This window comes from Candidatus Cloacimonadota bacterium, from assembly GCA_012522635.1.
Taxonomy (GTDB): Bacteria; Cloacimonadota; Cloacimonadia; order Cloacimonadales; family Cloacimonadaceae; genus Syntrophosphaera.
This window is the reverse complement of record JAAYKA010000016.1, coordinates 20,410-45,558: the sequence shown is the minus strand read 5'-3', so window position 1 is coordinate 45,558 and position 25,149 is coordinate 20,410. Positions and strand designations below refer to the sequence as shown.

The 25,149-nt window shown below is 50.3% G+C and carries 15 protein-coding genes and 1 tRNA gene; 11 read left to right on the top strand and 5 right to left on the bottom strand.

Annotated features, from left to right (window positions below; genetic code table 11):
- Nucleotides 1–122 precede the first annotated feature (122 nt).
- Both asnB and GX135_00880 read left to right on the top strand, forming a co-directional pair.
- Nucleotides 123–2,168: an asparagine synthase (glutamine-hydrolyzing) gene (gene asnB / locus GX135_00885; protein ID NLN84642.1), complete on the top strand. Its 2,046-nt coding sequence runs from the start codon at nucleotides 123–125 to the stop codon at nucleotides 2,166–2,168.
- Nucleotides 2,169–2,188: 20 nt separating this feature from the next.
- Nucleotides 2,189–3,085 carry a hypothetical protein gene (locus GX135_00880; protein NLN84641.1) on the top strand — a complete coding sequence of 299 codons (897 nt, stop codon included), beginning with the start codon at nucleotides 2,189–2,191 and terminating at the stop codon, nucleotides 3,083–3,085.
- A gap of 202 nt (nucleotides 3,086–3,287) precedes the next feature.
- Here the strand turns inward: GX135_00880 and GX135_00875 are convergent, their stop codons facing one another.
- Nucleotides 3,288–3,554, bottom strand: coding sequence for a hypothetical protein (locus GX135_00875; protein ID NLN84640.1), 267 nt, complete (start codon nucleotides 3,552–3,554; stop codon nucleotides 3,288–3,290).
- Nucleotides 3,555–3,758: 204 nt separating this feature from the next.
- On the opposite strand from GX135_00875, the gene GX135_00870 reads away from it, so the two are divergent.
- The 8 genes from GX135_00870 (at nucleotide 3,759) to GX135_00835 (ending at nucleotide 10,323) form a co-directional block, all read left to right on the top strand.
- Nucleotides 3,759–4,046, top strand: a complete 288-nt coding sequence (locus GX135_00870; GenBank protein NLN84639.1) for a hypothetical protein — start codon at nucleotides 3,759–3,761, stop codon at nucleotides 4,044–4,046.
- An 11-nt stretch (nucleotides 4,047–4,057) separates the two neighbouring features.
- Nucleotides 4,058–4,975 carry a DMT family transporter gene (locus GX135_00865; GenBank protein ID NLN84638.1) on the top strand — a complete coding sequence of 306 codons (918 nt, stop codon included), beginning with the start codon at nucleotides 4,058–4,060 and terminating at the stop codon, nucleotides 4,973–4,975.
- 42 nt (nucleotides 4,976–5,017) lie between these two features.
- Complete coding sequence (gene secG, locus GX135_00860; GenBank protein NLN84637.1) at nucleotides 5,018–5,365, top strand: preprotein translocase subunit SecG; 348 nt, start codon at nucleotides 5,018–5,020, stop codon at nucleotides 5,363–5,365.
- A 15-nt stretch (nucleotides 5,366–5,380) separates the two neighbouring features.
- A tRNA-Leu gene (locus GX135_00855) sits at nucleotides 5,381–5,469 on the top strand.
- Between the two features lie 95 nt (nucleotides 5,470–5,564).
- Nucleotides 5,565–6,752 carry a glycine C-acetyltransferase gene (gene kbl, locus GX135_00850; protein ID NLN84636.1) on the top strand — a complete coding sequence of 396 codons (1,188 nt, stop codon included), beginning with the start codon at nucleotides 5,565–5,567 and terminating at the stop codon, nucleotides 6,750–6,752.
- A 10-nt stretch (nucleotides 6,753–6,762) separates the two neighbouring features.
- Nucleotides 6,763–7,602, top strand: coding sequence for a 16S rRNA (cytidine(1402)-2'-O)-methyltransferase (gene rsmI, locus GX135_00845; GenBank protein ID NLN84635.1), 840 nt, complete (start codon nucleotides 6,763–6,765; stop codon nucleotides 7,600–7,602).
- On the top strand, nucleotides 7,599–8,249 hold the full coding sequence (locus tag GX135_00840) for an HAD-IA family hydrolase (protein NLN84634.1): 651 nt from the start codon (nucleotides 7,599–7,601) through the stop codon (nucleotides 8,247–8,249). Before rsmI ends, GX135_00840 begins: the two co-directional genes overlap by 4 nt.
- 178 nt (nucleotides 8,250–8,427) lie before the next feature.
- Entirely contained in the window at nucleotides 8,428–10,323 is a 1,896-nt protein-coding gene (locus GX135_00835) for an Omp28-related outer membrane protein (protein ID NLN84633.1), read from the top strand.
- Between the two features lie 554 nt (nucleotides 10,324–10,877).
- Here GX135_00835 and GX135_00830 read toward each other — a convergent pair.
- Genes GX135_00830 through GX135_00815 form a run of 4 tightly spaced genes read right to left on the bottom strand, consistent with a single transcriptional unit; the run spans nucleotide 10,878 to nucleotide 18,390 of the window.
- Complete coding sequence (locus GX135_00830; protein ID NLN84632.1) at nucleotides 10,878–13,922, bottom strand: type I restriction endonuclease subunit R; 3,045 nt, start codon at nucleotides 13,920–13,922, stop codon at nucleotides 10,878–10,880.
- Nucleotides 13,906–15,255: a restriction endonuclease subunit S gene (locus GX135_00825; protein ID NLN84631.1), complete on the bottom strand. Its 1,350-nt coding sequence runs from the start codon at nucleotides 15,253–15,255 to the stop codon at nucleotides 13,906–13,908. Before GX135_00825 ends, GX135_00830 begins: the two co-directional genes overlap by 17 nt.
- Before the next feature lie 24 nt (nucleotides 15,256–15,279).
- Nucleotides 15,280–16,302 (bottom strand): virulence RhuM family protein, encoded by a 1,023-nt coding sequence (locus tag GX135_00820; GenBank protein ID NLN84630.1) that lies wholly within the window; start codon nucleotides 16,300–16,302, stop codon nucleotides 15,280–15,282.
- A gap of 12 nt (nucleotides 16,303–16,314) precedes the next feature.
- Nucleotides 16,315–18,390, bottom strand: a complete 2,076-nt coding sequence (locus GX135_00815) for an N-6 DNA methylase (protein ID NLN84629.1) — start codon at nucleotides 18,388–18,390, stop codon at nucleotides 16,315–16,317.
- A 1,253-nt stretch (nucleotides 18,391–19,643) separates the two neighbouring features.
- On the opposite strand from GX135_00815, the gene GX135_00810 reads away from it, so the two are divergent.
- On the top strand, nucleotides 19,644–25,148 hold the full coding sequence (locus GX135_00810; GenBank protein NLN84628.1) for a protein kinase: 5,505 nt from the start codon (nucleotides 19,644–19,646) through the stop codon (nucleotides 25,146–25,148).
- Nucleotide 25,149 lies beyond the last annotated feature (1 nt).

Here is a 25,149-nt window from a genome sequence, read left to right as displayed (position 1 = left end):
TTTCACCTCATTTTGAAAGGCTTTTTCGGGCTTCGTGGCAGAAGACAGCCGCCGCGCCCGAACCTTGGCGAAACTATCTCGGGCTGCTTTATTGTCAATCATTTTCTGGATTTTGCCCCATATTGCACAAAAAATCACTTGACCTCAAACTGCGGTTCAGATATCTGTTTTTTATTATGAGTGGAATCAGCGGTATCTTTTGCCTGGAAAAAAACAAAGGCGTCGACATCCGGCTACTGCGGGAAATGAACAACCTGCTCACGCACCGTGGACCGGATGGGGAAGGCTATTTCCTTTCCGGGCAGGCTATTGAAGACGCGGCGCTTTTTGCGGGAGAGGATTCCTCCGCTGGGTTTAAATCCGCTAACCCCTCTCTGGACAAGGCTTTTCCTGCCCGTCTCGGTTTCGGCTTTCGGCAAATGTTGGTTCATGAAAACCAAAAACCCGATGTCCAACCTTTTTACGACCCCCAGGCAAAACTTTGCATCGTGATGGATGGCAGCATTTTCAACCGGATGGAACTGAAAAAGGAGCTGGAAAAACTGGGCTTCACCTTGGAAGGTGACAGCGACGCCGAACTGGTTCTCAGAGCCTTCCAAGCCTGGGGTGAAGAGTGTCTAAAGCGCTTGAACGGCTTTTGGGCGCTGGCGATTTGGGATGAAGCCAAAAACCGGCTTTTCTGCGCCAGAGACAGGTTTGGCGTCAGACCGCTTTATTTCTGCATCCACGCTGGCATCCTCTATTTTGGCAGTGAAATCAAACCCCTGCTTTTGAGCCCGGTGAATAAAACCCTGAACCGGCCGATGATACTGAGGTGGATGAAAATACCCTCCCTGTCAGTTTATGGCGGTCAGACCTTTTGGAAATGTGTCCACGCTCTGGAACCGGGACAATCGTTGTGGGTCAGAAAAGGACATCTGTCCCTGTGTCAATGGTATCGGCTTGATCCTGCCAAATTCGGAACCAGCCGGCTTTCTTTCACTGCAGCCACCCAAACCTGGCGCGAACTTTTGACCCAGGCCGTGAAACGCCAAACCCCGCTGGACGCGAATACCGGCATCGGCCTGAGCGGAGGCTTGGATTCATCCGCCATCGCCTGCCTCGTTGGAAAGCATTGCGCCGAACCTCCACAGGCTTTTTCCGCCTATTTTGAAGACCTGCCCCAACTTGATGAACGCCGCTGGATTGCGGAAGTGGCATCCGCCTGCGGCTGCGCTTCCCACCTGGTTTCCCCAAACGCGTTTGAGGCTTTGGACTGGTTCGGAGAAGCCACCTGGCACAGCGAAACCCCGCTGAATTCAGGCTTTGCCGCCCAATTTGCCGTGACCCGTCTCGCCGCCAGCCAGGGAACTAAAATCCTCTTGGGCGGCCAGGGCAGCGATGAACTTTCCGCGGGCTACGCTCACGCGCTTTATCGCTGGCTGGCAGACCTGCTCTTGAGCCGCGACCCCGCTCTGGGCAAGGAAGTGGCGGCTTTCATGTCCCGGCAGAGCTTTCCCAAAAACATGATGGGACTCGCCAAAAGCCTGCTTACAACAGCCTTGAATGAAAAACGGCTCTACGACTTGGAATTCAGATTCCTGCGTTTTGACCCCTTCAACCCTGAATTTCACCGCCAGACAAAGCTTTCCCTGGGTTCGCCCATTCTAAGCCGCTTCATCAGCCCGAAGGGGAAAAAACTCGACGTCTTCCTCCACAACGGAATTTTCACCACCTCCCTGCCTGGTCTTTTACACAGTGAAGACCGCGTGGCGATGGCAGCTTCCCTCGAAAACAGGCTCCCTTTTTTGGATCATGAATTGGTGGAGTTCGCTTTTTCGCTTCCCAATGATTTCAAAATCCAAAACGCCCGCGGAAAACGCGTTCACCGAGAAGCTGTGCGCGACCTGGTTCCCCCATCGATTTACACGCGCCAGGACAAAGCCGTGTTCGGTTCGCCCTTCGCACAGCTTTGGCTTCGGCGCGAGCTGAAAGACGCCGTCAACGACCTTTTTTACTCCCAACAATTTCGCCGCCGGGGCATCTGGAACCTTCCCCAAATCCACACCCAATGGCAAAACTTTCTCAGCGGCCAAGCCTCCCAAGCCGAAACCATCTTTGGCGTTTTCGCCCTGGAAAATTGGTTCCGACGCTTTGAGCCTTGGCTGGACCTGGATATTCAATGTTAATAAAAATACAGAGGTAACCCATGAAAAAGACACTGGTTCTGATTTTAAGCCTAATTGCGCTGCTGGGACTGTCGTCCTGCAAATTCCTCTACAGAAGCCCCAAGGTGGAAAAAGTTCACGAACTCAAGGTGGCTTCCATCGACCCGGATAAAATCAAGGTGGAGCTTTCCTTGCGGGTTCTGAACCCAAACCGCTACAAACTCACACTGACCGACCTGGGTGTGGATCTCCTGAGCAAAAACCGGGAGAAAATCGGCACCGCCAAGCTGAGCCGTTCCGTGGAAATTCCATCCAAAAAATCCAACGCCCTGGATTTTGACCTGACCCTGGACACCCGCTCCACCGTGAAGCTGGTTAACCATTCCCAGCAAAAGGTTTTCGTTTATATCGCCGGCATGGGACAGGGCAAGGTTGGCTGCAGCAAACAAAGATTCACCTTTGAAGAACCCTTCGAAATTGACATCAAGGAAGAGCTGCAAAATTCCATCGGCAGCTTCCAGGTGAGCGGCGAAGACATCTTCAAAATCAAACGCAGCTATATGGGCAAAATTGGATTAACGGAATCCCAAATTCTGGTGGATTTTTTCATTCTAAACCCCTACGGCTTCAAATTTTCCCTGGAAGATTTTCCCGCCACCATCACCATCGGAAACGCGGAATCCGGGGTTGGAAACCTGGATAAAGCCCTCCATTTCGATGAAAAAGTCTATTCCCGCGAGGGAACGATGATTTTTAAAGTCAACAACCTCAAAGCCATCTACAACCTTGCCAAAGGCGCTATAAACGGTGAAGTTAATTACCGGGTGGATGGTGAGGTAAAAATCAAAGCCTACGGGGTGGAATTTCAGAAACCCTATGCCTATCGGGATTTTATGACCATCAGCATCACCGATGAGATTCTGAAACTGATAAAATAGCGGTTTTTATATCGGAAAAAACTGCCGTCTTGTTTGAAAGAATTGGCTGGTTCTTGGTAGCCGCCTTATGTCTCCCTTATGTTTCAAAAGCAAAGTTAAGCGACACATAGGTTTAGGGCTTTATGACCCAAAAACAACAGACTCGTTCATTATTATTGAAGGATTTTTGGGGAATTCTGGCGACAATTGGCGCTGACCAGGCTCAACTGTCGTCCACCTCCAAACCCATTTCTCGAATCGCCTCCAGCAATTTTTCACGAATTTGAGAAAGCCTTTTCTTCTGTTCCGGCCAGTCTGAATAGAGGTATTGGAAAGACACTTCAATCGTCTCACTGTCTGCCACGGTGATGTTGAAGGAAAGCCTGCCGTATTCCACCAAATCGCCTGTCACGCCTGCGTCCCGGATCTTCGAGACCCGTAAGACCTTGTCCAGCATGAAGCTGCGACCATCCGGCAAAGTGTATTTCATTCTTTATACCTCGTCTATTCATTCGGTCTTGTGCTGTTTTTTGGCAATCCATCTTATTGCGGCAAACATCAAATTAATCTGAATGGCGGACATCCATCAACAAGATAGTCTTTTCTGGCCAGCGCGCAACATTTAAAAGCCGCGTATAAAGATTATTCTTGACCTTTTTGGCTTGCAACATTTTTCTGTGAGCGGGAGTTCAATATGAAAATCAAAACCCTTGTTTTTTTAGGATTACTCTGCTTTCTGCTTTTTTCCTGCGCCCCGGGTGTGAGCGACCGCTCCGCTGAAAACCGCGCTGGGTTTTTCATGGGCATCTGGCATGGCTGGATTGCGCCCATCACGCTCATCTGGCAGTTTTTCAACCGCGAGGTTCGCATCTACGAATATTTTAATACCGGCTGGCTCTACGATTTGGGCTATTACCTAGGCGTGGCAGGCGGGTTTGGAAGTGTGTCTTTCACGCGCAGACGCAGTTGCAAGAGGGATTGAGGCGCCCCAACGTGCTTGCTCATTTGCTTTTACTGCTCGCCGCCGCCATCTGGGGTTTCGCCTTCGTGGCGCAGCGCAAGGGAATGGAATATCTTGATCCATTCACCTTTAACGCTCTGCGGTTTGCTTTGGGAGCCCTTTTTGTGCAAATCCTGGGCTTGTTTTCCAAAAAAACTGAAGAACCAGATCCAAAAAAGCAACATGACCGAAAAGGACCGCTGTTATTGGGCTTGCTGCTTTTTATTGCCTCCAGCTTCCAACAGCTTGGTCTGCTTTGGACCACCGCGGGAAGCGCTGGTTTCATCACAGGTCTATACGTGGTTTTCGTGCCTCTGATTGGTTTGGGAAGAGGGCAAAAAATCGGCTTAAAAACGGTGTTGGTTATGGCTTTGAGCGTGCTTGGACTTCTTTTAATCAATGGCAGGCCAAGTTTTCAGGCTTCCCTGGGCAATCTTTTCGTGTTGGTGGGAGCCGTGTTTTGGGCTTTCCATGTGCAGACAATCGACCGCCTCACAAAGCTGCATTCCAGTCTCAGCCTCGCCAAAAGCCAATATCTGCTTTCCAGTCTGTTGAGCCTGGTAGCCGGCTTCATCTACAACCTGTTTGCCCCAAAACCATTTTCCTTGCCTGACTTTTTCCTTTCCCTGAAATCAGCGGTACCGGCTTTGCTCTACGCTGGTTTGATGTCTGTGGGTCTTGCCTTCACTCTGCAGCTTCACGCCCAAAAAAAGGTGCCTCCCCAAGCCGCCAGTGTGATTCTTTGTTCCGAAGCCGTATTTGCCATGTTTGGAGGCTGGCTACTTTTGCGGGAAAAGCTGGAAATCGGCTCCCTGTTTGGCGCCGCGCTTATTTTAGCAGCGATGTTACTCAGCATTTTTGCGTCCCGGTTGGATTTTCTGATTGACAAAAAAACGCCATCAGAATTTTAGTGCAAGAACAAAGCTTTTTTTGAACTTTCAAAGGATTTTAACATGATTTATACGATTGCCTTGGTAATCCACATATTGATTAGCGTCGCGCTGGTTCTGGTCATTTTGGCCCAAACCTCAAAAGGTGGTTTGGATGCCAATCTTGGCGGAGCCGCTGTGAACGTTTTTGGCGGCAGTGGCGCCTCCAAATTTCTGCGCAAATGGACCCAAATCCTCGGCGTAATCTTCGTCGTTTCCTGCCTCTTTTTGGCTTTTCAGGTTAGCAAAGCGCCCAATAAACCCACCGGCGCTGCCCAAAAGATGAAGTTTGACGAAGGAAAACAGACCGAAGCCGCGAAACCCGCCCCAGCCGAGAAAACAACTCCCGCTCCGGCGCCCAATGGCGAATAACAAAATTTTTATCATGCAGAAGTGGTGGAATTTGGCAGACACGCAAGACTAAGGATCTTGTGCCTGTAACGGGTGTGCGGGTTCGAGTCCCGCCTTCTGCACCATTAAATGGCTCCCCTCACCGGGAGCTTTTTTTGTTGACTGTTTCAGTGCCTCCCAAATAATGACGGTAATAGAAAAAAACACATGGAGGTTTGCCATGTATGGCAAAATGAAAACCGACCTGCAAAACCTGTTCGAAGAGCTGAAACAACAGGGACTGTACAAAAAAGAGCGCGTCATCACCACTCCCCAAGGCGCCAATATCGGCGTCAGCACGGGACAAACCGTGATGAACTTTTGCGCGAACAACTATCTAGGCTTGGGAAACCACCCCGAAGTGGTCAAAGCCGCCCAGGATATCATGAACGACTGGGGCTATGGTCTCGCCTCCGTTCGTTTCATCTGCGGAACCCAACAGATTCACAAGGATTTGGAGCAAAAGATTTCCGAATTCCTGGGAACCGAAGACACCATCCTCTACGTGGCATGTTTTGATGCCAATGGCGGTGTGTTCGAACCTCTTTTGGGAGAAGATTCCGCCATCATTTCCGACGAGCTGAACCACGCTTCCATCATCGATGGCGTCCGTCTTTGCAAGGCGCAGCGCTATCGCTACAAACATTCCAATATGGAAGAATTGGAACAGCATCTCATCGCCTCCCAAGACGCGAAATATCGCCTCATCTGCACCGATGGAGTTTTTTCCATGGATGGCGACATGGCAAAACTTCCCGAAATCTGCGACTTGGCAGATAAATATGACGCGCTCGTCCTGGTTGACGATTCCCACGCCACAGGCTACATCGGACCCAACGGACGCGGCACCCCGGAGGAATTTGGTGTGCAGGATCGTGTTGATCTCGTCACCAGCACCCTGGGCAAAGCCATGGGCGGAGCCAACGGCGGTTTCACTTCCGGACGCCGTGAAATCATCGAACTCCTGCGCCAACGCAGCCGTCCCTACCTCTTTTCAAACAGTGTTGCCCCCTCCGTTGTGGGAGCCAGCCTCAAAGTCATCGAACTGCTTTCCGGCTCCTCGGAACTGCGCGACCGTGTTTGGGAAAATGCCCGCTATTTCCGCGAGGAAATGATTAAAGCCGGCTTCGAAATCGTGGAAGGAAACACCGCCATCGTGCCCGTGATGCTTCACGACGAACCTTTGGCGATGAAAGTGGCTGACATGCTTTTGGAAGAAGGAATCTACGTGATTGGCTTCGTCTATCCCGTCGTTCCCAAAGGAAGAGCCCGCATCCGCGTCCAGCTTTCCGCCGCCCACACCCGCGAAGACCTGGATAAAGCCATCGCCGCCTTCATCAAGGTCGGCAAAGAGCTGAATCTCATCTAAAGGAAAACATTTGGCGCCGGCTTGCCTCTTCCTGGTTCCGGTTCCGATTGGAAACCTGGGCGACATCAGCCTCAGAGCCCTCGAAACACTGAGAAACGCTGATCTCATCGCCTGCGAAGATACGCGCAAGACCAGCTTCCTGCTCCAACATTATGAGATAAAACCAGCCAGGCTGCTCAGCCTGCACAAATATAACGAAAAGAAGCGCTTGGGTGAGATCCTCGCTCTGCTCCGCGCAGGAAAAAACGTCGCTGTTGTTTCCGATGCCGGCAGCCCGGGGATCTCCGACCCAGCCACCATTCTGGTTCAAGCCGCCATCCAACAAGGCTTCCAGGTTGTCCCTCTGCCCGGAGCCACAGCCCTCATTCCAGCGCTCACCGCCTCCGGTTTGGATTGCTCCGGCTTCCTGTTTTTGGGCTTTCTACCCCTCAAACAAAAAGACCGCCTGGCAAGGCTGGAACAGATAAAAACCTCACCCCACACCGTCGCGCTCTACGAAGCGCCCCACCGCCTCAGGCAAAGTTTGGAAGACATCCTGCGCGTCTGTGGAAACCGCCAAATTTGTCTGGCACGTGAAATCAGCAAACTGCATGAAGAGTTCGTCCGCGCCAGCCTTGAGGATATTTTGGCGGATTACGCTGTCACCGAAAAGGGCGAATTTGTCATCCTGATTGAAGCCGCTCCCGCCCCACAAACCGCTTCAGATGAGGAAATCATCGCTTTCATCGAAGCTCAGGCAGAGCGGGCGCAGAGCGCCAAAAACCTCGCCCAGATTCTGGAAGAACGTTTCGAAATCAGTCCCAACCGCGCCTATCGGCTTGCCTTGAAAGCACGGGAAAAAACAGGATGAAACCCACCCTCATCTGCGATTTTGACGGCACCCTTGCCGATTCAATTTCCGCCATCCTGGATATCATCAACAACCTTGCCCCGCGCTATGGTTTCCGCGGTTTGGATCACGAACATTTTGAAAAGCTTCGCGACCTTCCTTTTCGCAAAGCCGCGCGCGAAGTGGATTTCCCAATCTGGAAACTTGGACAGGCCATCACCTTGGTTTTGCAGGAATATCGCCACATCATCCATTCCCTGAAACCCTATCCGGGCATCGTGTCCGCCCTCAAAGAGCTCAGCTCTGGTGGCATTGGCCTGGGTTTGGTGAGTTCAAATAACACCGACAATCTTCACAGCTTTTTGAGCCATCACAACATCGGCTGTTTCGATTGGGTGGAAGGCACTCACGGCATCCTGCGCAAACATCGCAGCATCAAGGATCAAATCAAAAAACACGGTCTGAAAAAGGAAAACACGCTTTACATCGGAGACGAAGTTCGCGACATTAAAGCAGCCCGCCGCAGTGGAATCAAGGTCATCAGCGTCACCTGGGGATTGCACTCGCGCCAAAATCTGCAAAAACACAAACCGGACTGGCTAATCGACCACCCGGAAGAACTTTTGGATTTGATTCCCAAAATCCTGCCTCAAGCCCAAATTCGCTAATCCAACCACTTGGATTTTCCCTCAACATTTTGAAACGGAATTCCTGAAAACGGCTCACAATCCAAGCTTTACGCAATTCAAAGCTGTTGCCAAGATTAAAACTTGACATAAACCCACATCCGCCAGATATTGGACGCAATTAGCAAAAATAATTATAACGCATCATAAGGAGAATGAGATGAAGAAAAGCTTTCTCGTGATACTCGCACTTTTGGGCCTCTTTGCGGCCCTCACAGCCGTACCCAGAGAACTGGTTGTTGTGGAAGTGGCAACCGGAACTTGGTGTGGCTATTGTCCAGGCGCGGCAATGGGTTGCCACGACCTGCTTGAAAATGGCCACGCTGTCGCCGTCATTAAAAACCATAATGGCGATAGCTTTGCAAACACATATTCCAATGCCCGCAACAATTATTATAACCCCAGCGGCTTCCCCACAGCTTATTTTGATGGATTGAATCAGACGGCTGGAGGCAGCGCCACCAATTCCATGTATTCAAACTACCTGCCCAAGGTTAACGCCCGTCTCGCGGTTCCTTCCCACTATTCGATTAGCGCGCTGGGAAACCAGGTGGGCAGCGAATATCAGATTGCGGTGACCGTCAGCAAACCCGAAGCTGATACAAACACAGACGTCAGGCTGCATGCCGTCCTCACTGAATCGGACATCCCCTTCAACTGGGGAAACCAAACCACCGTGGATAACGTGAACCGCCTCATGGCTCCCGACCAAAACGGAACAATCATCAGCCTGGACACCGGCGAAACCACCACTGTCACTCTCACCATGACTCCAACCGCGACTTGGAACGTCGCAAACTGCGAAATTGTTTTCTTCCTGCAAAACTACTCCAGCAAAGAAATTCTGCAGGGTGTGAAATATTCCCTGGCGGCTTTGGTCGGCGCCTATCCGCTTTCCCACGAACAGCTTGATTTTCCCAATATGTATGTGGGCGGAAGCTCCGTGATTCCCGTCACCATCGTGAATTTCCAAGGCAGCCCCGCCACCGGCACCATCAGCATCGACAACCCTGCTTTCTCCAGCAGCGCAACCACTTTCAATATCCCCGCAGCTTCATCCACCACAGTGAATGTGAGTTTCACACCCACCGCAGCTCAAACTTACACCGGCACCATGACCCTCACCGGAAACCTTTACAACCATCCCAACATCGAAGTTCCGCTTTCCGGAACCGGCTTCCTGAACGACCCGCCCATCGCGCAAGACGTCCTTGTGACCGGGGCTCCCGTGATAAATCAGGAACTCACAGCCGAATACCAATTCTCCGACCCGGACGGTGACCCTGAAGGCGAATCCATCTACCAGTGGTATCGTATCGTTAACAATGTGCCCCAGGCCATTGACGGCGCCAACGAGCTTGGCTACAGCCCTGTCGAAGAAGATTTGGATTTCCCTCTTGCCTTCCAGGTTACCCCAGTTGACCAACACGGCATGCCCGGAGACCCTGTGCTGAGCGCCCACACCCTTCCCATCGAGGTTTTACCTGCTCCCCGCAATCTTCAGGGAACCTTCACGCCTCCCAACACTGTTGTGCTCACTTGGGAACGTCCTGCTCACTACGAAGGCAAAGGAATGGTTGGCTATCGCCTCTATCGCAACGGCCTCACCATCTCCACCATCACAAACCCGAACACACTCACTTTTTCAGATACCTACGTGCCCACCGGCATCCATGAATATTGGATTTGCACCCTTTTCAACAATCCCATGATGCTGTCTGATCCTTCAAACGTGGTCACCATCAATGTGGGCGTGGCAAATGATGATGAAGTCGCTTCCGCCGAATTTGCCGTAAGCGTGCATCCCAACCCCTTCCGTGGCAACGCTGAAATCGGCATCCAAAGCAAAGCCGGCGCCCCGGTTGAATTCTCCATCTACAACGCCCGTGGTCAGTTGGTTCGTAGCTTTGTAACCACTGCCGACGCCGCCGGACAGGCTCATCTCAATTGGGATGGCACCGACAACAACGGCAGCAAAGCGCAAAGCGGAGTTTATTATTTCCGCATGTCCAGCTCCGGCAGAATGAAAAACGGACGCATCGTCCTCATGAAATAAAAAATCTCTCACAATATAATCAACCCCGGCACTGCGAAGTTCCGGGGTTTTTTCTTGCTATGGATTGGGGATGAAAAAGAGGTTTTGGGCGGGGCATCAATTCCATCAATTCATCAATTCCTCTTATACCGGCGCTTTTCATAGGATAGGAATTGGGAAAATAGAACCATTTTTTATAGATTAGGGACACACAGGATGATGAGGATAAAACCCCGTCCCGACGCGTCATTCTGAGCGTCAGCGAAGAATCGAGGCCAAGGAAGGTAAAAGTCTTTAAAGAACAATCCCCCACTTCGTCCTTTAGGCTGAAAACCCTGTCCCGACGCGTCATTCTGAGTGCCAGCGAAGGACAGGTCGGAACACCGGTTTCAACCGGTCGTTGGTGCCAGATTCATCTGGCACAATGTTCTTCCGACCACCCAAATCCGCCCACCACAACCCAGTCCCGACGCGTCATTCTGAGCGTTAGCGAAGAATCTAGCCAAAGGAAGGTAAAAGTCTTCAAAGGACAATCCCCCACTTCGCCCTTTAGGCAGAAAACCCACGCCCATGCGTCATTCTGAACGAAGTGAAGAATCCAGGCTGTCAGCTTTCAAGGATTGATATAATTCCTTGGAAAGCAGCTTAAAAATCACCTTCTGAAACTTCTCATCATCCATATAGCGGCTGACAATCTTATCATTTTCCTGCAGGCGTTTCATCATCAGGTCTTTTATGGTTTGCTGGATGCCCAGTTCAAATTTATCCAGGGGATTGGCTGCGGCTGTTTTGAGGACTCCCTCATCCCGCATCGCCGTTTCTTTGATTTGCTCGAAAAAGAGGCGGTCCGCTTCGCTGAAATCCGTGCCAAAGCGTTCGTTGAGGGTTTCGATGATTTCGGAGAGGGGTTTGTCTTCTTCCTTGCTTTTGCCCGTGCCCGTTTGGGTGGGAGATTTCACCTTAACATCCTCGCCCTCAGATAAATCGATGGAGCCTTCCATCACTTTTTGCAGGCGGTAGTATTGCAATTCCACTTCTTTTTCCGGGTAGGCATCGCGGCTGTCGCTGGGATGGATGTGCGGCAGCAGAAATCTGCCAAAACTGTAGAGCATTTCCTGCTCTCTATCGGTGTATCTGATAATCTGGGTCACAAAGGCATAGAGGCGCACATAGGCCTTGAGCTTATCCCGGAATTTATCCCTGTCCTCGTCGTTGGCAAGCTGCCTGTATCTTTCCACAGCGTTTTGCAGGGCTTTCTGCATGGCGGCATGGTCGCTTTTTCTCTGCTGGTCCTTGGGTTTGTAAAAGATTTTGGCAAAGCCCTCCACTTCCGTCCAATCGTAAATCCGCATTTGGTTCAGCTCGTGTTTCAGCTCTTCCAGGTGCGCGGGGTCGGATTCGGATTCCAGTTCCGTTACGGTGTAATAGGGTTTGAAGGCTGCCAGGATATCCTCCGCCTTGTTCACAAAATCCAGCACGAAGGGCGGTTCCTTGCCGGGAAAGATTCTGTTCAGGCGGGAAAGGGTCTGCACCGCCTGCACTCCATCCAAGCGTTTATCCACATACATCGCGCAGAGCAGAGGCTGGTCATAGCCGGTCTGATATTTGTTTGCCACCAGCAGAATCTGGTAATCATCGCTGCCAAAGCGGTCTTTAAGCTGGGTTTCGGAGATGTGTTTACCGCTTTTATAGTCGATATTCATGCCCGGCTCGGTGTATTCAAGCTCGGTTTCGGGGTCAATCACGGTGCCGCTGAACGCAACCAGGGGATGCACATCGGTGTAGTGATGTTCGCTGATATAGCGCTGGAATGCCAGCATATAACGCACAGCCTGGAGGCGGCTGTCTGTGACCACCATCGCCTTGGCTCTGCCCTCAATGAGAGGCATGATGCAGCTTCTGAAATGTTCAACGATTATCTCGGTTTTCTGGCTCACATTGCGGGGATGCAGGCGCATGAATTTGCAGAGCTTTTTGGCGGCTTTTTTGGCAGGCATACTGGGGTCATTTTCGGTTTTTTTGATAATCTTGAAATAGCTGCTGTAGGTGGTGTAGCGCTGCAAAACATCCAGGATAAAACCCTCTTCAATGGCCTGGCGCATGCTGTAATTGTGAAAAGCCCTGCCCTGAGTGCCAAAAAGTTCGATGGTTTTGCCCTTGGGAGTGGCAGTGAAGGCAAAGAAGCTGAGATTGGGCTGCTTTCCGCGGGATTCCATCACCAGATTCAGTTCATCCTGCCAATCCTCAATATCTTCGGCGTGGATGGATTTATCGCCCAAAATCTCTTTCATGCCCCGTGCCGCTTCGCCGGTTTGGCTGCTGTGGGCTTCATCCACGATGATGGCATAGCGCCGGTCCGCAATCTTTTTTTGCCAGGCTTTGGATTTCAGCAGCGCCGCTTCATCCGGCTCGTCGGTGTCCCTGGCTCCGGCAATGCGCAAAAGCCCTTTGAGGATGAAGGGAAATTTTTGCAGGGTGGTGATGACAATCTTGGTGCCATCCACCAAAGCATTGGCGAGCTGTTTGCTGCCTTGGGTGATGGGGAGAACCACTCCCGAAGCATGCTCAATCTGATAAACCGCGTCCTGAAGCTGCCTATCCAAAACGACTCTATCCGTAATCACAATCACGCAATCGAAAATCAATTTATCTGTGGAGGTGTGCAGATTTGCCAAACGATGCGCCAGCCAGGCGATGCTGTTGGTTTTGCCGCTGCCCGCGCTGTGTTGAATCAGATAGTTATTCCCAGCCAAATCCGGCTTCACCTGGCCAAGCAGCCTGCGCACACAATCCAACTGGTGATAGCGGGGAAAGATGAGGGTTTCATTTTTCTGGCGCTCATTTTCGATAAAGATGAAGCTGCCCACAATCTCCAGCAGGCTGTCCGGCTGTAAAATCTCTTCCCACAGGTAGGCGGTTCTATGTCCCGAAGGGTGGGGTGGGTTGCCTTTGCCGCAATCAATCTCCTGCGGATTGGAGCCCCGATTGAAGGGCAAAAAGAAGGTTTTGCTCTTTTGAAGGCGCGTGCTCATATACACTTCATCGGTATCCACGGCAAAATGCACCAGGGCGCCTGTTTTGAAGCTCAGCAGCGGCGCGGCGGGGTCTCTGTCTTCCCGGTATTGCCTGACGGCATCACGCACATTCTGGCCGGTGCCGGGGTTTTTGAGCTCGATGCTTGCCACCGGAATGCCATTGATTGCCAGAACCATATCCAGAGACTGCTGTTTATCCGGATTAAAAAACACTTGCCGGCAGAGCTGAAAGCTGTTGCTCTGGTAAAGAGCCTCCGCCTCAGAGCTCATGCTGTGGGCAGGCTTGAAATATGCCAGCCTGAGGGTTTTGCCCTGAAACTTGAAGCCGTGCCGCAGAATGTGGAGCGTGCCCTTGCTTTTGCGTTCCTTCACCACAGCCTTGATTATTTCAGCGGGCAAAAGCTCACCGTTAAGCTTGCTGAGTTCCGCCCAGAGAGCGGCTTGGCTGTGCCTCAAAAAAGCTATGACGTGTTGGGCAAAAATGGCGTTGACGGCGTCAAAATCCTCATTGGCAACGCTGGTCCAGCCAGCCTGCATAACGGATTCGATATAGGCTTCAAAAGCCTGTTCATTGTGTTTGGACATCGTAATCTCGCAAATCTATTTTACCGGTGACGGCATGGTGGATGAGGGATGCGCGGTATTCGCGGAGGAGTTCAATCGCCCTCTCTTGTTTTTGGATGAGCGAGTCTATGTTTGCAGTTTCACGGTCAAGGAAGGAAGCAATGGTTTGTTGTTCCACAAGTGAAGGAATTAAGATTATTGAGTCTCCAATTCCAGATTTGGGTAATCCAAATCTCGTAATTCCATTTGATTTTATTTGAAATTGGTGGTTTATTACAGTAGATTGCAGTGCTCTAAACACATAACAACCATAAGCTTTACTCTTTTGAGATCTTATTATTGCAAGGTGATAACCGCACACAATATCTGATGCTGTCGATTTAACTAATGCTGGTTTTGCAATGTCTGTCCAGTCTTCAGAATCTTTCGTAATTATGATATCGTCTTTTAAAACACCGAATTTATCTATTTGATATTCAGGAGCAGTTGATTGCATTAAGTTCATTTTATTTGTGAGAAACTCGTTATTATATACATCAGTGTAGTTGATTAAGCGAACTACTGCTTCCCCATCTTTGGTTTTTTTATCTACATTGCTTACCAAAAATAAAGCCACGTGTTTTATTTTCATTACTTCCCAATGTTCTGGCACCTCTCCCAACCACTCAATCCCGGAGTCTTTCATCTTTACAGTGGGGTCCAAACCCTTGGTGACAGCTTGGGTGATGAGAGCGGTGCGCTTTTCTTTCAGCAGTTCAATCATCCGCTCTTGCTTTTGGATTAAAGCATCTATTCGGGCTGTTTCATGGTCAAGGAAAGCAGCGATGGATTGTTGTTCTGACTTTGATGGTAGGTTAACCCAAAACTTATGTATATCAGAAGGATTAACTCGTTGATGGCTTCTCGTAACGGATTGGACTCTTGCATCAAGCCTTTGCCTGTTCATTTCACTGTTTAGCAAGTAATACAGGAATCTCATATCGCAGTTCACTGGTTCAAGAGCTATAAATTCAGTTGAACATACAGTTATTATGTCTTGTGGCTCAGCAATGCAGATAGTTGCTTTGCGGGGGTTTAATTTAGATATCAATATTATCTTTTTGGTGACTACTTGTTTGGCACTATTTAGCGTGTCTGTTTGTTCATAAATACCACCACCTGTCTCTTGAACAGCTGGTATTGAATAATGAAAAACTATATCTGTTTCTATGTCTTCAGGATTTATCTGGGTTTTTTCATATTTGCTAATAGAATCTATCCTCACAATATCCCAATGCTCCGGCACCTCTCCCAGCCACTCAATTCCGCTGTCTTTATAAGTGTAGTTATTTTCTTTCATGGTTGCTACTTCCAAAGCATCTCCGTGATTCAAGTGGACTCAATCCTTTTTCTTTTTTAGTGTTTTGATTCTTTTATCAAAGTCGCTCACATATTTCTTGTCTTGTATGATACGAAATTTCTGATATTCTTTTCCCGCAATTTCTTTTGAGATTTGCGCCGATATTTTTCCAGCTCCTTCAAGGATATCATATTCATTGAATTCAAGAAATTTGTTCAGCCGCTCAGCCCAATCCTTCATGGTCATGGTGATGCGTCTTTCCGCTTGCAATTCTGCCAAATCAAGATACATGGATACTAGCCTGTTAAGTTCCCTGATCTCTTCTTCGCTTAGGTAATTTTTTGCAACCAAAACATCGGATTTCAGTATTTTTCCATGTGGTGCATTATTCCAGGTGCTCAAACCCATGTTTGGTTTTGTGCTGTCTGCTCTTTCAGCAATAATTTCCGCTGCCGTCTTTTTGGCTATCGCCCAATGCAGTTTATTTTGCACCGAGGCATAAAACCCTTGAGTAACTGGAGATTTTGGGTCGTAATCAATTGAACATTGAGCGTAGATATCAGTTATTTTTTGATAGAACCTGCGTTCTGAGGCACGAATTTCTCTTATCCGTTCCAGCAGTTCTTCAAAATAGTCCTTACCCCAATTCAAACCCTGTTTCAATCTTTTGTCATCCAAGGCAAAGCCTTTTATCATATATTCTTTGACGACTTTTGTTGCCCAAATCCTGAATCTGGTGGCTTGGTAGGAATTTACTCTATAACCCACGGCGATGATGGCATCCAAGCTATATAATCCTGTAAGGTATTTTTTGCCGTCATCTGCAGTTATTCGAATTTTTCGAATAACTGAAGTCTCATCCAGTTCACCACTTAGGAAAATTTCCTTGAGATGGTAGTTTATGGTATTAACCTCCACGCCGTATAATTCTGCCATCCTTTTTTGGCTCAACCAAAGAGATTCGTCCTCATAAAATACCTCGATACGCTGGGTTCCTTCCGGGTCAGAGTAAAATGCAATCTCAACGGGGTTTTCTTTTGTTGTTTGTTTTTTCATATCCATCAATCCCTATACTTATATTTTATTGCTGCTGAGCATCTTGGCTATCTCATCTTCCAACGCCATCATTTCCGCTTCAATTTCTGCCAGCGGGCGGGGCGGCTGATATACATAGAAATGACGGTTGAGTGGGATTTCATAGCCTGTTTTGGTTTTGGAGTGGTCTATCCAGGCATCGGATACATGGGGCAGCACTTCCCTTTGGAAGTATGAAGCGATATCCTCTTTGAGGGGGACGCTTTCCGTGTCCCGCAATTCGGGGTCAGGTTCCGGTCTGCCTTTGCTGTCGTGGCAGATGTCTGCGGTTTCGTCGCGCTCGGAAAGCGCATCCAGAATGGCTTTGAGCAGGGGAGCGGGCAAAGACAAATTGTGTTGGGAAAGGGTTTGCTTGAGCGTTTTTAGAAATTGCTCCCGGTTTTTGTGAACGGCTTCCACATCCATGGCGCTCAGTACTGATTTTATCTGCTCCTGCATGGCTTTGCCGGCTTCGATTTCAAGCTGGCGCTCGAATGGGTCCTTCTTTTTGCTTTGGGCAAGTTTGGCAAAGGCGGAAATGTCGTCCAGCTTGGCTATGCGCTGGGCAGAGGCTTGGAAATTCAGGCGCAGGGGGCGTTCCACGGTGATTTTTTGGTAGCCGAAATCCGCGTTGTCAAAGATTTTGCTGACGATAAGCGTTTGAGGCTCCCCATTGCCGGGGGATTCAAGCTTCTGGTTGGGGATGAAATCGCTGTGGATGCGGGTTATCAGGCTGATGTGGTCGAAGCGGCCATCTTCGCCGTCACCGATGATGTTGCGTTTGTTACCCAGGCTTTTGCGCATTTTGTGATAGAATTGGCGGGCGTCGATAAGCTGGATTTTGCCTTGGCGGTGCGCTTCTTTTTTGTTTGTTATAATCCAGATGTAGGTGCTGATGCCGGTGTTGTAGAAAAGCTGGTCGGGCAGGGCGATGATGGCTTCCAGCCAGTCGTTTTCGATTATCCATCTGCGGATATTGCTCTCACCGCTGCCGGCGTCGCCTGTGAAAAGCGGGGAGCCATTGAAAACGATGCCTATCCTGCTGCCGCCATCCTCCACAGCGCGCATTTTGGAAATCATGTGCATCAAAAAAAGCAGGGAGCCGTCATTGATGCGGGGAAGCCCGGCTCCAAACCTGCCATCGTAGCCCATGTTTTCATGTTCTTTGGTGATGGAAAGCTGCTGTTTTTTCCATTCCACGCCGAAGGGCGGATTGGCAAGCATATAGTCGAATTTGTGGGCGGGAAAGCCATCCTGCTCGAAGGAGCAGCCAAAACGGATATCCCCTTTTTCGTCTTTGATGAGCATGTCTGAACGGCAGACGGCATAGGATTCCTTGTTCCAGTCCTGACCAAAGAGGTGGGGCTGGGCATCGCGGTTAAGCTCTTTGATGTGGGTTTCCGCGGCAGTGAGCATGCCTCCGGTTCCGCAGGCGGGGTCAAAGATGGTTTTCACCACATGGCTTTTTGCCAGGTCTGCTTCCGGACTGAGGAGCAAATTCACCATCAGTTTGATGACTTCGCGGGGTGTGAAATGCTCTCCGGCTTCTTCATTGGATTGCTCGGCGCCCACGCGGATGAGCTCTTCAAACACAAGGCCCATCTGCATATTATCCACAGCCTCGGGGCTGAGGTCAAGTTCATCATTTACAAAGCGCTGCAGCACGAGATAGAGCAGGTTTGCCTCATGCAGGCGCTCTATTTGCACAGAAAAGGCGAAGTTTTCAATAATCTTGCGCACATTGGGGGAAAAGTCGTTGATGTAGGATTGCAGGTTGATGGCGATGTTTTCGGGGTCATCCAGGAGTTTCTTCATGTCCAGCCTGGATTTGTTGTAAAAGGGAACGCCTGTAATCTTTTTTAGGCTTTCGTAGATGATGCTGTCGGATTTGCCATAAAGGTGCGGCAGCTCTTCCAGAACCTTGTCCTTGGTGGGCGCAAGAACGCAATCAAAGCGCCGGAGCACCGTAAAGGGGAGGATTACCTTGCGGTATTCATTGCGCTTGTAGGGACCGCGCAGAAGATTGCAGATGCTCCAGATGAAAGACGCGATTTGGGAATGAGATTGGACCGCCATTATTGCCAGCCCGTTCTTGAATATAGCGAAATAAATATGTCTTGGCTTGGCTCTTTCAAGTCTATCATTAGAGGCTCCAAATTTATTGATATTTTAATAATTTCATAAATCTGCATTGAGCTAATCTGTCAACCAAAAATCAGTCTTATAACTGATTAGCCTTGTTTTTTTGTAAATCCGGGGGTTTTTGAAGGGTGAGGCTTTGGGACGTGGATTTTGAAATTCGGGCTGGGTGGTGGTTTGCAGGGTTTGGGTGGTAGTGGGCGGAGTTGGGTGGTCGGAGGCACATTCTTTATTGCCGAATCCTGGATTCCTCCCTGCGGTCGGAATGACGGTCTGGCACGGGTTTGGGGGGTGAAGTGGCGACTGTTGGAACACCGGTTTCAACCGGTCGTACCGCCGGATTTATCCGGTGGAAAAGGGAAGCGTGGTCACCTCATTGTCCCAGATGAATCTGGTGGAAAAGTGTGGCGGTTTGTTTATTGTGCCAGATGAATCTGGCACCAACGACCGGATGAATCCGGTGCTCCCACAAGGACTGGATTCCTCACGTGCGTTCGGAATGACGGTCTGGCGCTGGTTTGAGTGGTGAAGTGGAGACTGTTGGAACACCGGTTTCAACCGGTAGGAGCCGCCGGATTTATCCGGTGGAAAAAGGCGGCGGGTTTTCCCCATTGTGCCAGATGAATCTGGCACCAACAGCTGGATGAATCCGGTGTTCCGGCGCTTTCGTAAACTATATATAAATTAGCGTTATAGGCGAAATCTGCATGAACCCAAATCCCCTTTTCATCCTCATCATCCTGTGTATCCCTAATCTATCAAAAAAAATCCGCGAGAACCCCCATTTTGTTACCCACTATATATAGAGGGGCTCTTTAGCGTGGCTCATGAATGCCTCATACATGCCCCGGAAACATCCTTAACGGCACAAAGGATGTTCCCGGGATAGTATCGGGTTACTTCGGAGCTGGAATCAAGGGAGCTTAATGGGATGGGAACCGATGTTTAGGTGAAATCCTTTTCTCGAGACAAGAAAAAAACAGGGAGGAGTAAAATGAAGACAAAAATAAGGAACATTCAGGGACAAAGCCGGAATAACGCCCACACACAGGGGCGTCAAATCTTTGTCAGAACTCTTTGGAAGGGTGTGTTTTGAAATATTTTCCGCGTTTTTGGCGATTTTCTTTCATTCCCGGCTTGACAAGCAGCTTTACTTTTTTATTTTGCACCCAAATACAAGGGAGATGAAAATGATAATAGACCGCCGCTACCGCCTTTTGGAAAACATGGGCTCCGGACCGCTTGGCAGCGTTTGGCGCGCCATGGACCTTCGAAGCGGAGCCATTTTGCGTTTGAAGCTGTTCCAAGACCTTTGGGGAGAGGAATCCAGCGGGATTTTCAGCGCCTTTGGAATGTGGCGTCGCCGCTGTTTGCGCCATCCGAACCTGCTGAGTGTTTACGATTTTGGACGGCAGGACGACGGCCTCTACATGGTGGGGGAATATTTTCAGAACGCATTAACCCTGAGCGAAGGAGGCTTCGCGGCGGGACGTGAGGCGGAGGTTTGGGAGCTTTTGGCGCGGGTTTGTCTGGGTTTGGACGCACTTCACCGCCAGGGAATGACGCATGGCGCCCTGAAAGCGGAAAATATCCTTTTTCTGAAAACGAGGCAAGGCCTCGAAGTAAAGCTGGCTGACCACGGTTTTGGCGCTCCCAGCACGGCGCCCTGGAATCTGCCCCTCCGTCAAGGCGATGAGAGCGGGAATCTTAGCCTGCGTTCCGGAAGCTTTTCCCCGCAGGACGACCTGTTTTCCCTGGGCGCGGTAATCTATCGCATGCTCACGGGTAGGGACCCTTTCAGTTCACGCCAGATTGAAGCGATGCGAGGACAGGGTCGGCGCTGGTTTTCGCCGCTTTATCCCAGGGAATTGGACCCGGGGATTCCCATGGCTTTGCAAAATCTATGTCTCAGGCTTTTGGCGCCGGAGGCTGAAAACCACGTCCAAAGCGCGGCGGAGGTTCTTTCCCAAATCGAGCGCGCCAGCGGACGAGAGTTTTCTCCTTCAGCGGGAGGAGGCTTGGCAAATTCCATCCGCCATGGAGGCAGCGTGACCCGTGGCGACGAGCTGGGCAGGCTTATGGACCAGCTTCCCAGACAGGATGTGGGCGCGGGAAAAACCGTGTGTATCCTGGGCGGGGAGGGAATGGGCGCCAGCGAATTGCTCAGCCTGTTCCGTTATGAGATTTTGGGCGGGGAACAACATATTTTCGACTACCATTGCAGTCCCAGCCAACGTGACGCCTTTTTCGCGCTGATTAAGGAATATCTGGGGTCGCTGTCGGCGGAAGAGCTGGAGAAATATCAAAAGACCGAGGGGATTTCGCCCCGGATGCGTGCCTATCTCTTTGCCGAAAATGAGCAGGAAAAAGGTGGGATGGAGCCTGGATTCCCGGATGACGATTTTCAGAGCTTGTCTCCAGCGAAAGTGAGCAAACTTTCCGTCGAAGCCCATCCACCCTTGATGGCGGATTTTGATTTTGCCAAGAGGATGATTGGTGAATTGGCGCGGATTAAACCCGTTGTTTTCGTTATTCGAGACATCGAACACCTCCACCCCCACAGTATAGATTTCATCAACTTCCTTGCGCCCTGGGTGGCTCAACAGCCCATTTTAATCCTGATGAGCAGCAGCGATTTGAGACAGGTGAAGCTTATCCGCCATCCGGTGTTAATCCAGCTTCACATGTTCAGCGTTTCCCAAAGCGCGGCGTATGCCAAAAGCCTGGCGGGCTGGGAACTGGAGGAGGGTTTTTCGCAATGGCTACACCGGCGTTCGGGCGGAAACCCCTGGATGATTCGGGAAATTTTGGCTTCTTTGGCGGAAAAGGGAGATTTCAGCCCCGGTAAAAGCCCCGCAGCCCAGGCGCTGGAAGGCTTTGAACTGCCCGCTGAACCGCTGGAATCCATCTACGCCAGCATGAGCCGCTTGAGCCCGGGGGCATATCTGAACCTTCAAAAACTGTCCATCGTGCAGACACCCATTTCCAGCGGACTGATTCGCCATATCTGTAAGCTTGGCGACAGTGAGCTTTACGGGCTTCTCAGCGAAGCGAAATTCAACGAGATTCTCCAAAAGGAAGGAAAACAACACTATTTCACCTTTGTGGAAACCAAGGAAAAATTCTTTGAACAGTGTTTGCCCCGGATGCGGAAGTTGGTTTCACTGAGGGTGTTACAATATTTTGAAGCCACCAAGGTGGAAGACCTTGCCACCTGTCGGGGCTTGATTGAGGGAGCCAGAATCGCCGAGGATATGGCAAGCGAAAGACGCTGGCTCTTGAGGCTTTACGAGCTTTTCTGTCAGGACCATCTGCAACAGGAAGCTTTCAATTCCATCGCGGAGGTTTTGAGGCTCCATCTGGATCGAGGGTTGGAGCTTTCCCCCGCAGAATTGGCGAGCGATTTGGGCAAATTCCACCGGATGTTGGAATTCACCGCCAGCCTGACGGAGACGGATTTGCTTTTGCATAACCAGGATAAACTGCCCAACTGCTTTGAGAAATTTGGGCTTTTGGGAACCCTGGTCTTGTTTCAAGGGGACACGAAAACGGCTTTGAAACATTATGAGAGAGCGGAGAAACTGGCGGCAACCCCGGGTCAAAAGGCACGGGCGCGGCTCTGGCAGGGACAAATCCACGCCCGGCTGAACCCTCCGAGATTGAAAAAAAGCCTCGCCGGTTTGGAGCTGGAAAGCGTTTCCTTTGCCTGTCAGATCAAGGTGGCAACGCTGATGTCTGCCTATGATGTGTATGAAGATGGCCACGACCTCGCCGCAAAAAGGCTCGAGGAATTTCTGGCTCAGCAAAGCCCCAGCCAGGAAACGGACGCCATGATTGAGCTGGCTTCGCTACATAACGCTCTGGGCGAAATTTACAGCATTCAAAAGGATTTGGCTGAGGCGGGTGAACACTTTGGCATCGCGCTGAATATCTGGAACAGCTATAATATCCGGCGCCATCTGGCTTGGATTCATAATAATCTGGCGGATTTGGACCTCAAACAGGGCTTCACCGCCACTGGACTGGCTCACGCTGAGAAAGCCTTCGCCTACGCCAAAGACCGTGGAAACCGCCTGGCGATGGGCAGAGCGCTTTTGAACCAGGGTGAGGCGAAAATCAAGATGGGCGCGTTTGAGGAAGCGGAAACCCTCCTCTTGGAAGCCCAGGAGCTTATCAAAGAGCTGAAAGCGGAAAAATATCTCGTTTCCATCGAACGCAACCTGGCGCTGGCCAAGAGCAAAATTATCGGTTTCGGACATTATTATAACTTCATCGCGCAGCGTGAACCGAAGCTGGTTCAAGGCAATATTTCCCAAATCAACCCCCTGGTGAAAACTTATTTTTACTATTTGAACGAAATCAATAACCCCAAGAAGCTGAGCAACCTGATTTTGGGAAACACGCAGATTGATTATGTCCAAATCCATGAACAGGAGTTTTATCACAACGCGCTGAGCCTTTTGGCGATGTCGGAGGGCGACCACGACACCGCGCTGAAACAGCTTAAATTGGCGCTGCGCTTTGCCGGACAGATTAACAATCATTATGCCATGGCGGTTTTGAGCGTGTTACAGGCGACCTGTCACTATGGCTTGGGACAGCTTGACCGCGCCGCGGAGATTCTGCGCAAAGCCAAGCCGGAAATCGAGCAGCGGAACTATCTGTATTGGCAGTTGAGCCTCCAGATTTTGGAATTGAAACTGAAGCTGACTGACCCTTCCCAGGGCTTGCGGGAGCTTTTACGCCAGCTAAACGATTGTCTGGCACGCTGTCAGAGCTTGAAGTATTACCAATTGGAAGTTCAGCTTAGACAGATGAAAATCCAGCTTCTTTCCAAAATCGGAGCGAGCCAGGCGGCGCGGGAGGAATTTCGCCAGTATCGCCAACACCTGGAAACCATCACGCGGGACATCGACCCTCAGGACCGACTGAACTTTTTGGAGGTGAGCCAATATCACTGCGCAGACCCCGCTCTTTTCAAAACAATGCCCATGGCTTCCCGCCAAAGCAGCAACAGGCTGAGACTGAATGAGATATTGTTCGACACCTCGAATGTGAACAGCCTCCAGAGGGTTAAATTCCTCATCGGCAAGGGAATCAGCCAGCTCATTGGGCCTTGGAGCTTTGTCCTGATGGCGTGGTCGGAAAAACTGGGCGCCTACCAGGATTTCCTCAGCCAAAACGCCCAGCTTCCGCTTCCCGGAGAATTTGGCGAGCATATCGAGGAAGCGTTCCAAACTCAGAGCCTGCAAAGTTTTGAACATCAAGGGAAACATATTGTTGTCCTGCCTTTGGGCACATCCAGCCGCAGGGTTGGCCATCTGGTTTTGAGCGACGGCGGCGAACTGGAATACACTCCGGGTGAATTGGAGCTTTTGGACAACATGAGAGCGCCGCTGACCGCCATGTTGGTGAGAGCCTGGGACTATTCCGAGCTTTATCTGCGCATGGAAAAGATGAACCGGCTCATCGAGCTTTCAAACGAGCTGGTGAACACCAAAAATTTGAGTGAACTGGAACAGGGCATGGTTTCCGCCGCCATTGAACTCACCGGCGCCACCAGAGGCTTCCTGATTAAAAAAGACGCCGAGGGAAACAACTTTTTCCAGGTTCAACTGGATATGAATGGCCAGATTATGAGCACCGCGTTTGGGGTCAGCAAAACCGCGTTGGGAATCTGTCAGAGCACGCAAAGTGAGCTGAAATCCACCAACGCGCCCATGGATAAACGGTTTGAGGATTCCTTCAGCGTTCAGGATTATGGGATTCAAACCATCTTTTGCACGCCCATTCTTGAGCAGGATTACAGCGGCTATCTCTATCTGGACAACGCCGGGGAAAGCAATCGCGAGATGTATTTGAACGAGGAATTCACACGGCTTTTCATCCGGCTTTTCCAAAACGCCATCCAAAATTCCCTGCAATATTCTGAACTCATCCAAAAAAGCGCGGAATTGAGCAATCTGGAACAAGCCAAGGATTATTTTACCCATATCGTGAGCCATGAATTCAACACCCCGCTCTTTATGTTGCAAGCGGCGCTCAACCGCCTGAAACAACAGGAACCGGAAGCCAAGGGAAAACCCTGGACACAGCTTGAGGACGCGGTTAGAAAGCTTTCCATCACGGTGGCGGACATCCAAACCATGAACCGCTATAACCTCACGGAAAAGCTGCCCAAAAAGCAGATTGACCTGGAAGAGATTTTGAGACAGGTTCACCAACAGATTGAAATCCTCACCCGCGAGCGCAGGCTTCACATCCGGGTGGAACTGGAAAAGGATTTGCCTCTGCTTTGGTCCAGTTGGTCTGACCTGCATCTGATGATTTACAACATCGTTCTCAACGCTGTCCGCTTTACAAACGACAACGGGATTATCACGATTGGCGCGCGCCGCTCGGCCTTACCACAGGAAACGATTGATGGCCAGGAGACCCTGGTTATCTTTGTGAAAGACAACGGCATCGGCATTTCACAACGCCGTATCCGTGAGGTTTTTCAAAAATACTATGAACTTGGGGATATTTACGCCCACAAAAGCGGCCTGGTGTCCTATCGCAGCAGCGGACTGGGATTGGGATTGGCGGTTTCCAAACGCATCGCCGAGCTCCATGGTGGTCGCATTGAGATTCAAAGCAAGGAAAATGAGGGCACATCTGTGTTCATGATTTTGCCAAACAAAAAAGGAGGATGAG

Coding starts and splice junctions, on each gene's coding strand:
- GX135_00830 (NLN84632.1), bottom strand. CDS start 13,922: ATGTCCAAACACAATGAACAGGCTTTTGAAGCCTATATCGAATCCGTT.
- GX135_00835 (NLN84633.1), top strand. CDS start 8,428: ATGAAGAAAAGCTTTCTCGTGATACTCGCACTTTTGGGCCTCTTTGCG.
- GX135_00820 (NLN84630.1), bottom strand. CDS start 16,302: ATGGATATGAAAAAACAAACAACAAAAGAAAACCCCGTTGAGATTGCA.
- secG (NLN84637.1), top strand. CDS start 5,018: ATGATTTATACGATTGCCTTGGTAATCCACATATTGATTAGCGTCGCG.
- GX135_00815 (NLN84629.1), bottom strand. CDS start 18,390: ATGGCGGTCCAATCTCATTCCCAAATCGCGTCTTTCATCTGGAGCATC.
- GX135_00880 (NLN84641.1), top strand. CDS start 2,189: ATGAAAAAGACACTGGTTCTGATTTTAAGCCTAATTGCGCTGCTGGGA.
- GX135_00840 (NLN84634.1), top strand. CDS start 7,599: ATGAAACCCACCCTCATCTGCGATTTTGACGGCACCCTTGCCGATTCA.
- kbl (NLN84636.1), top strand. CDS start 5,565: ATGTATGGCAAAATGAAAACCGACCTGCAAAACCTGTTCGAAGAGCTG.
- GX135_00810 (NLN84628.1), top strand. CDS start 19,644: ATGATAATAGACCGCCGCTACCGCCTTTTGGAAAACATGGGCTCCGGA.
- GX135_00875 (NLN84640.1), bottom strand. CDS start 3,554: ATGAAATACACTTTGCCGGATGGTCGCAGCTTCATGCTGGACAAGGTC.
- GX135_00870 (NLN84639.1), top strand. CDS start 3,759: ATGAAAATCAAAACCCTTGTTTTTTTAGGATTACTCTGCTTTCTGCTT.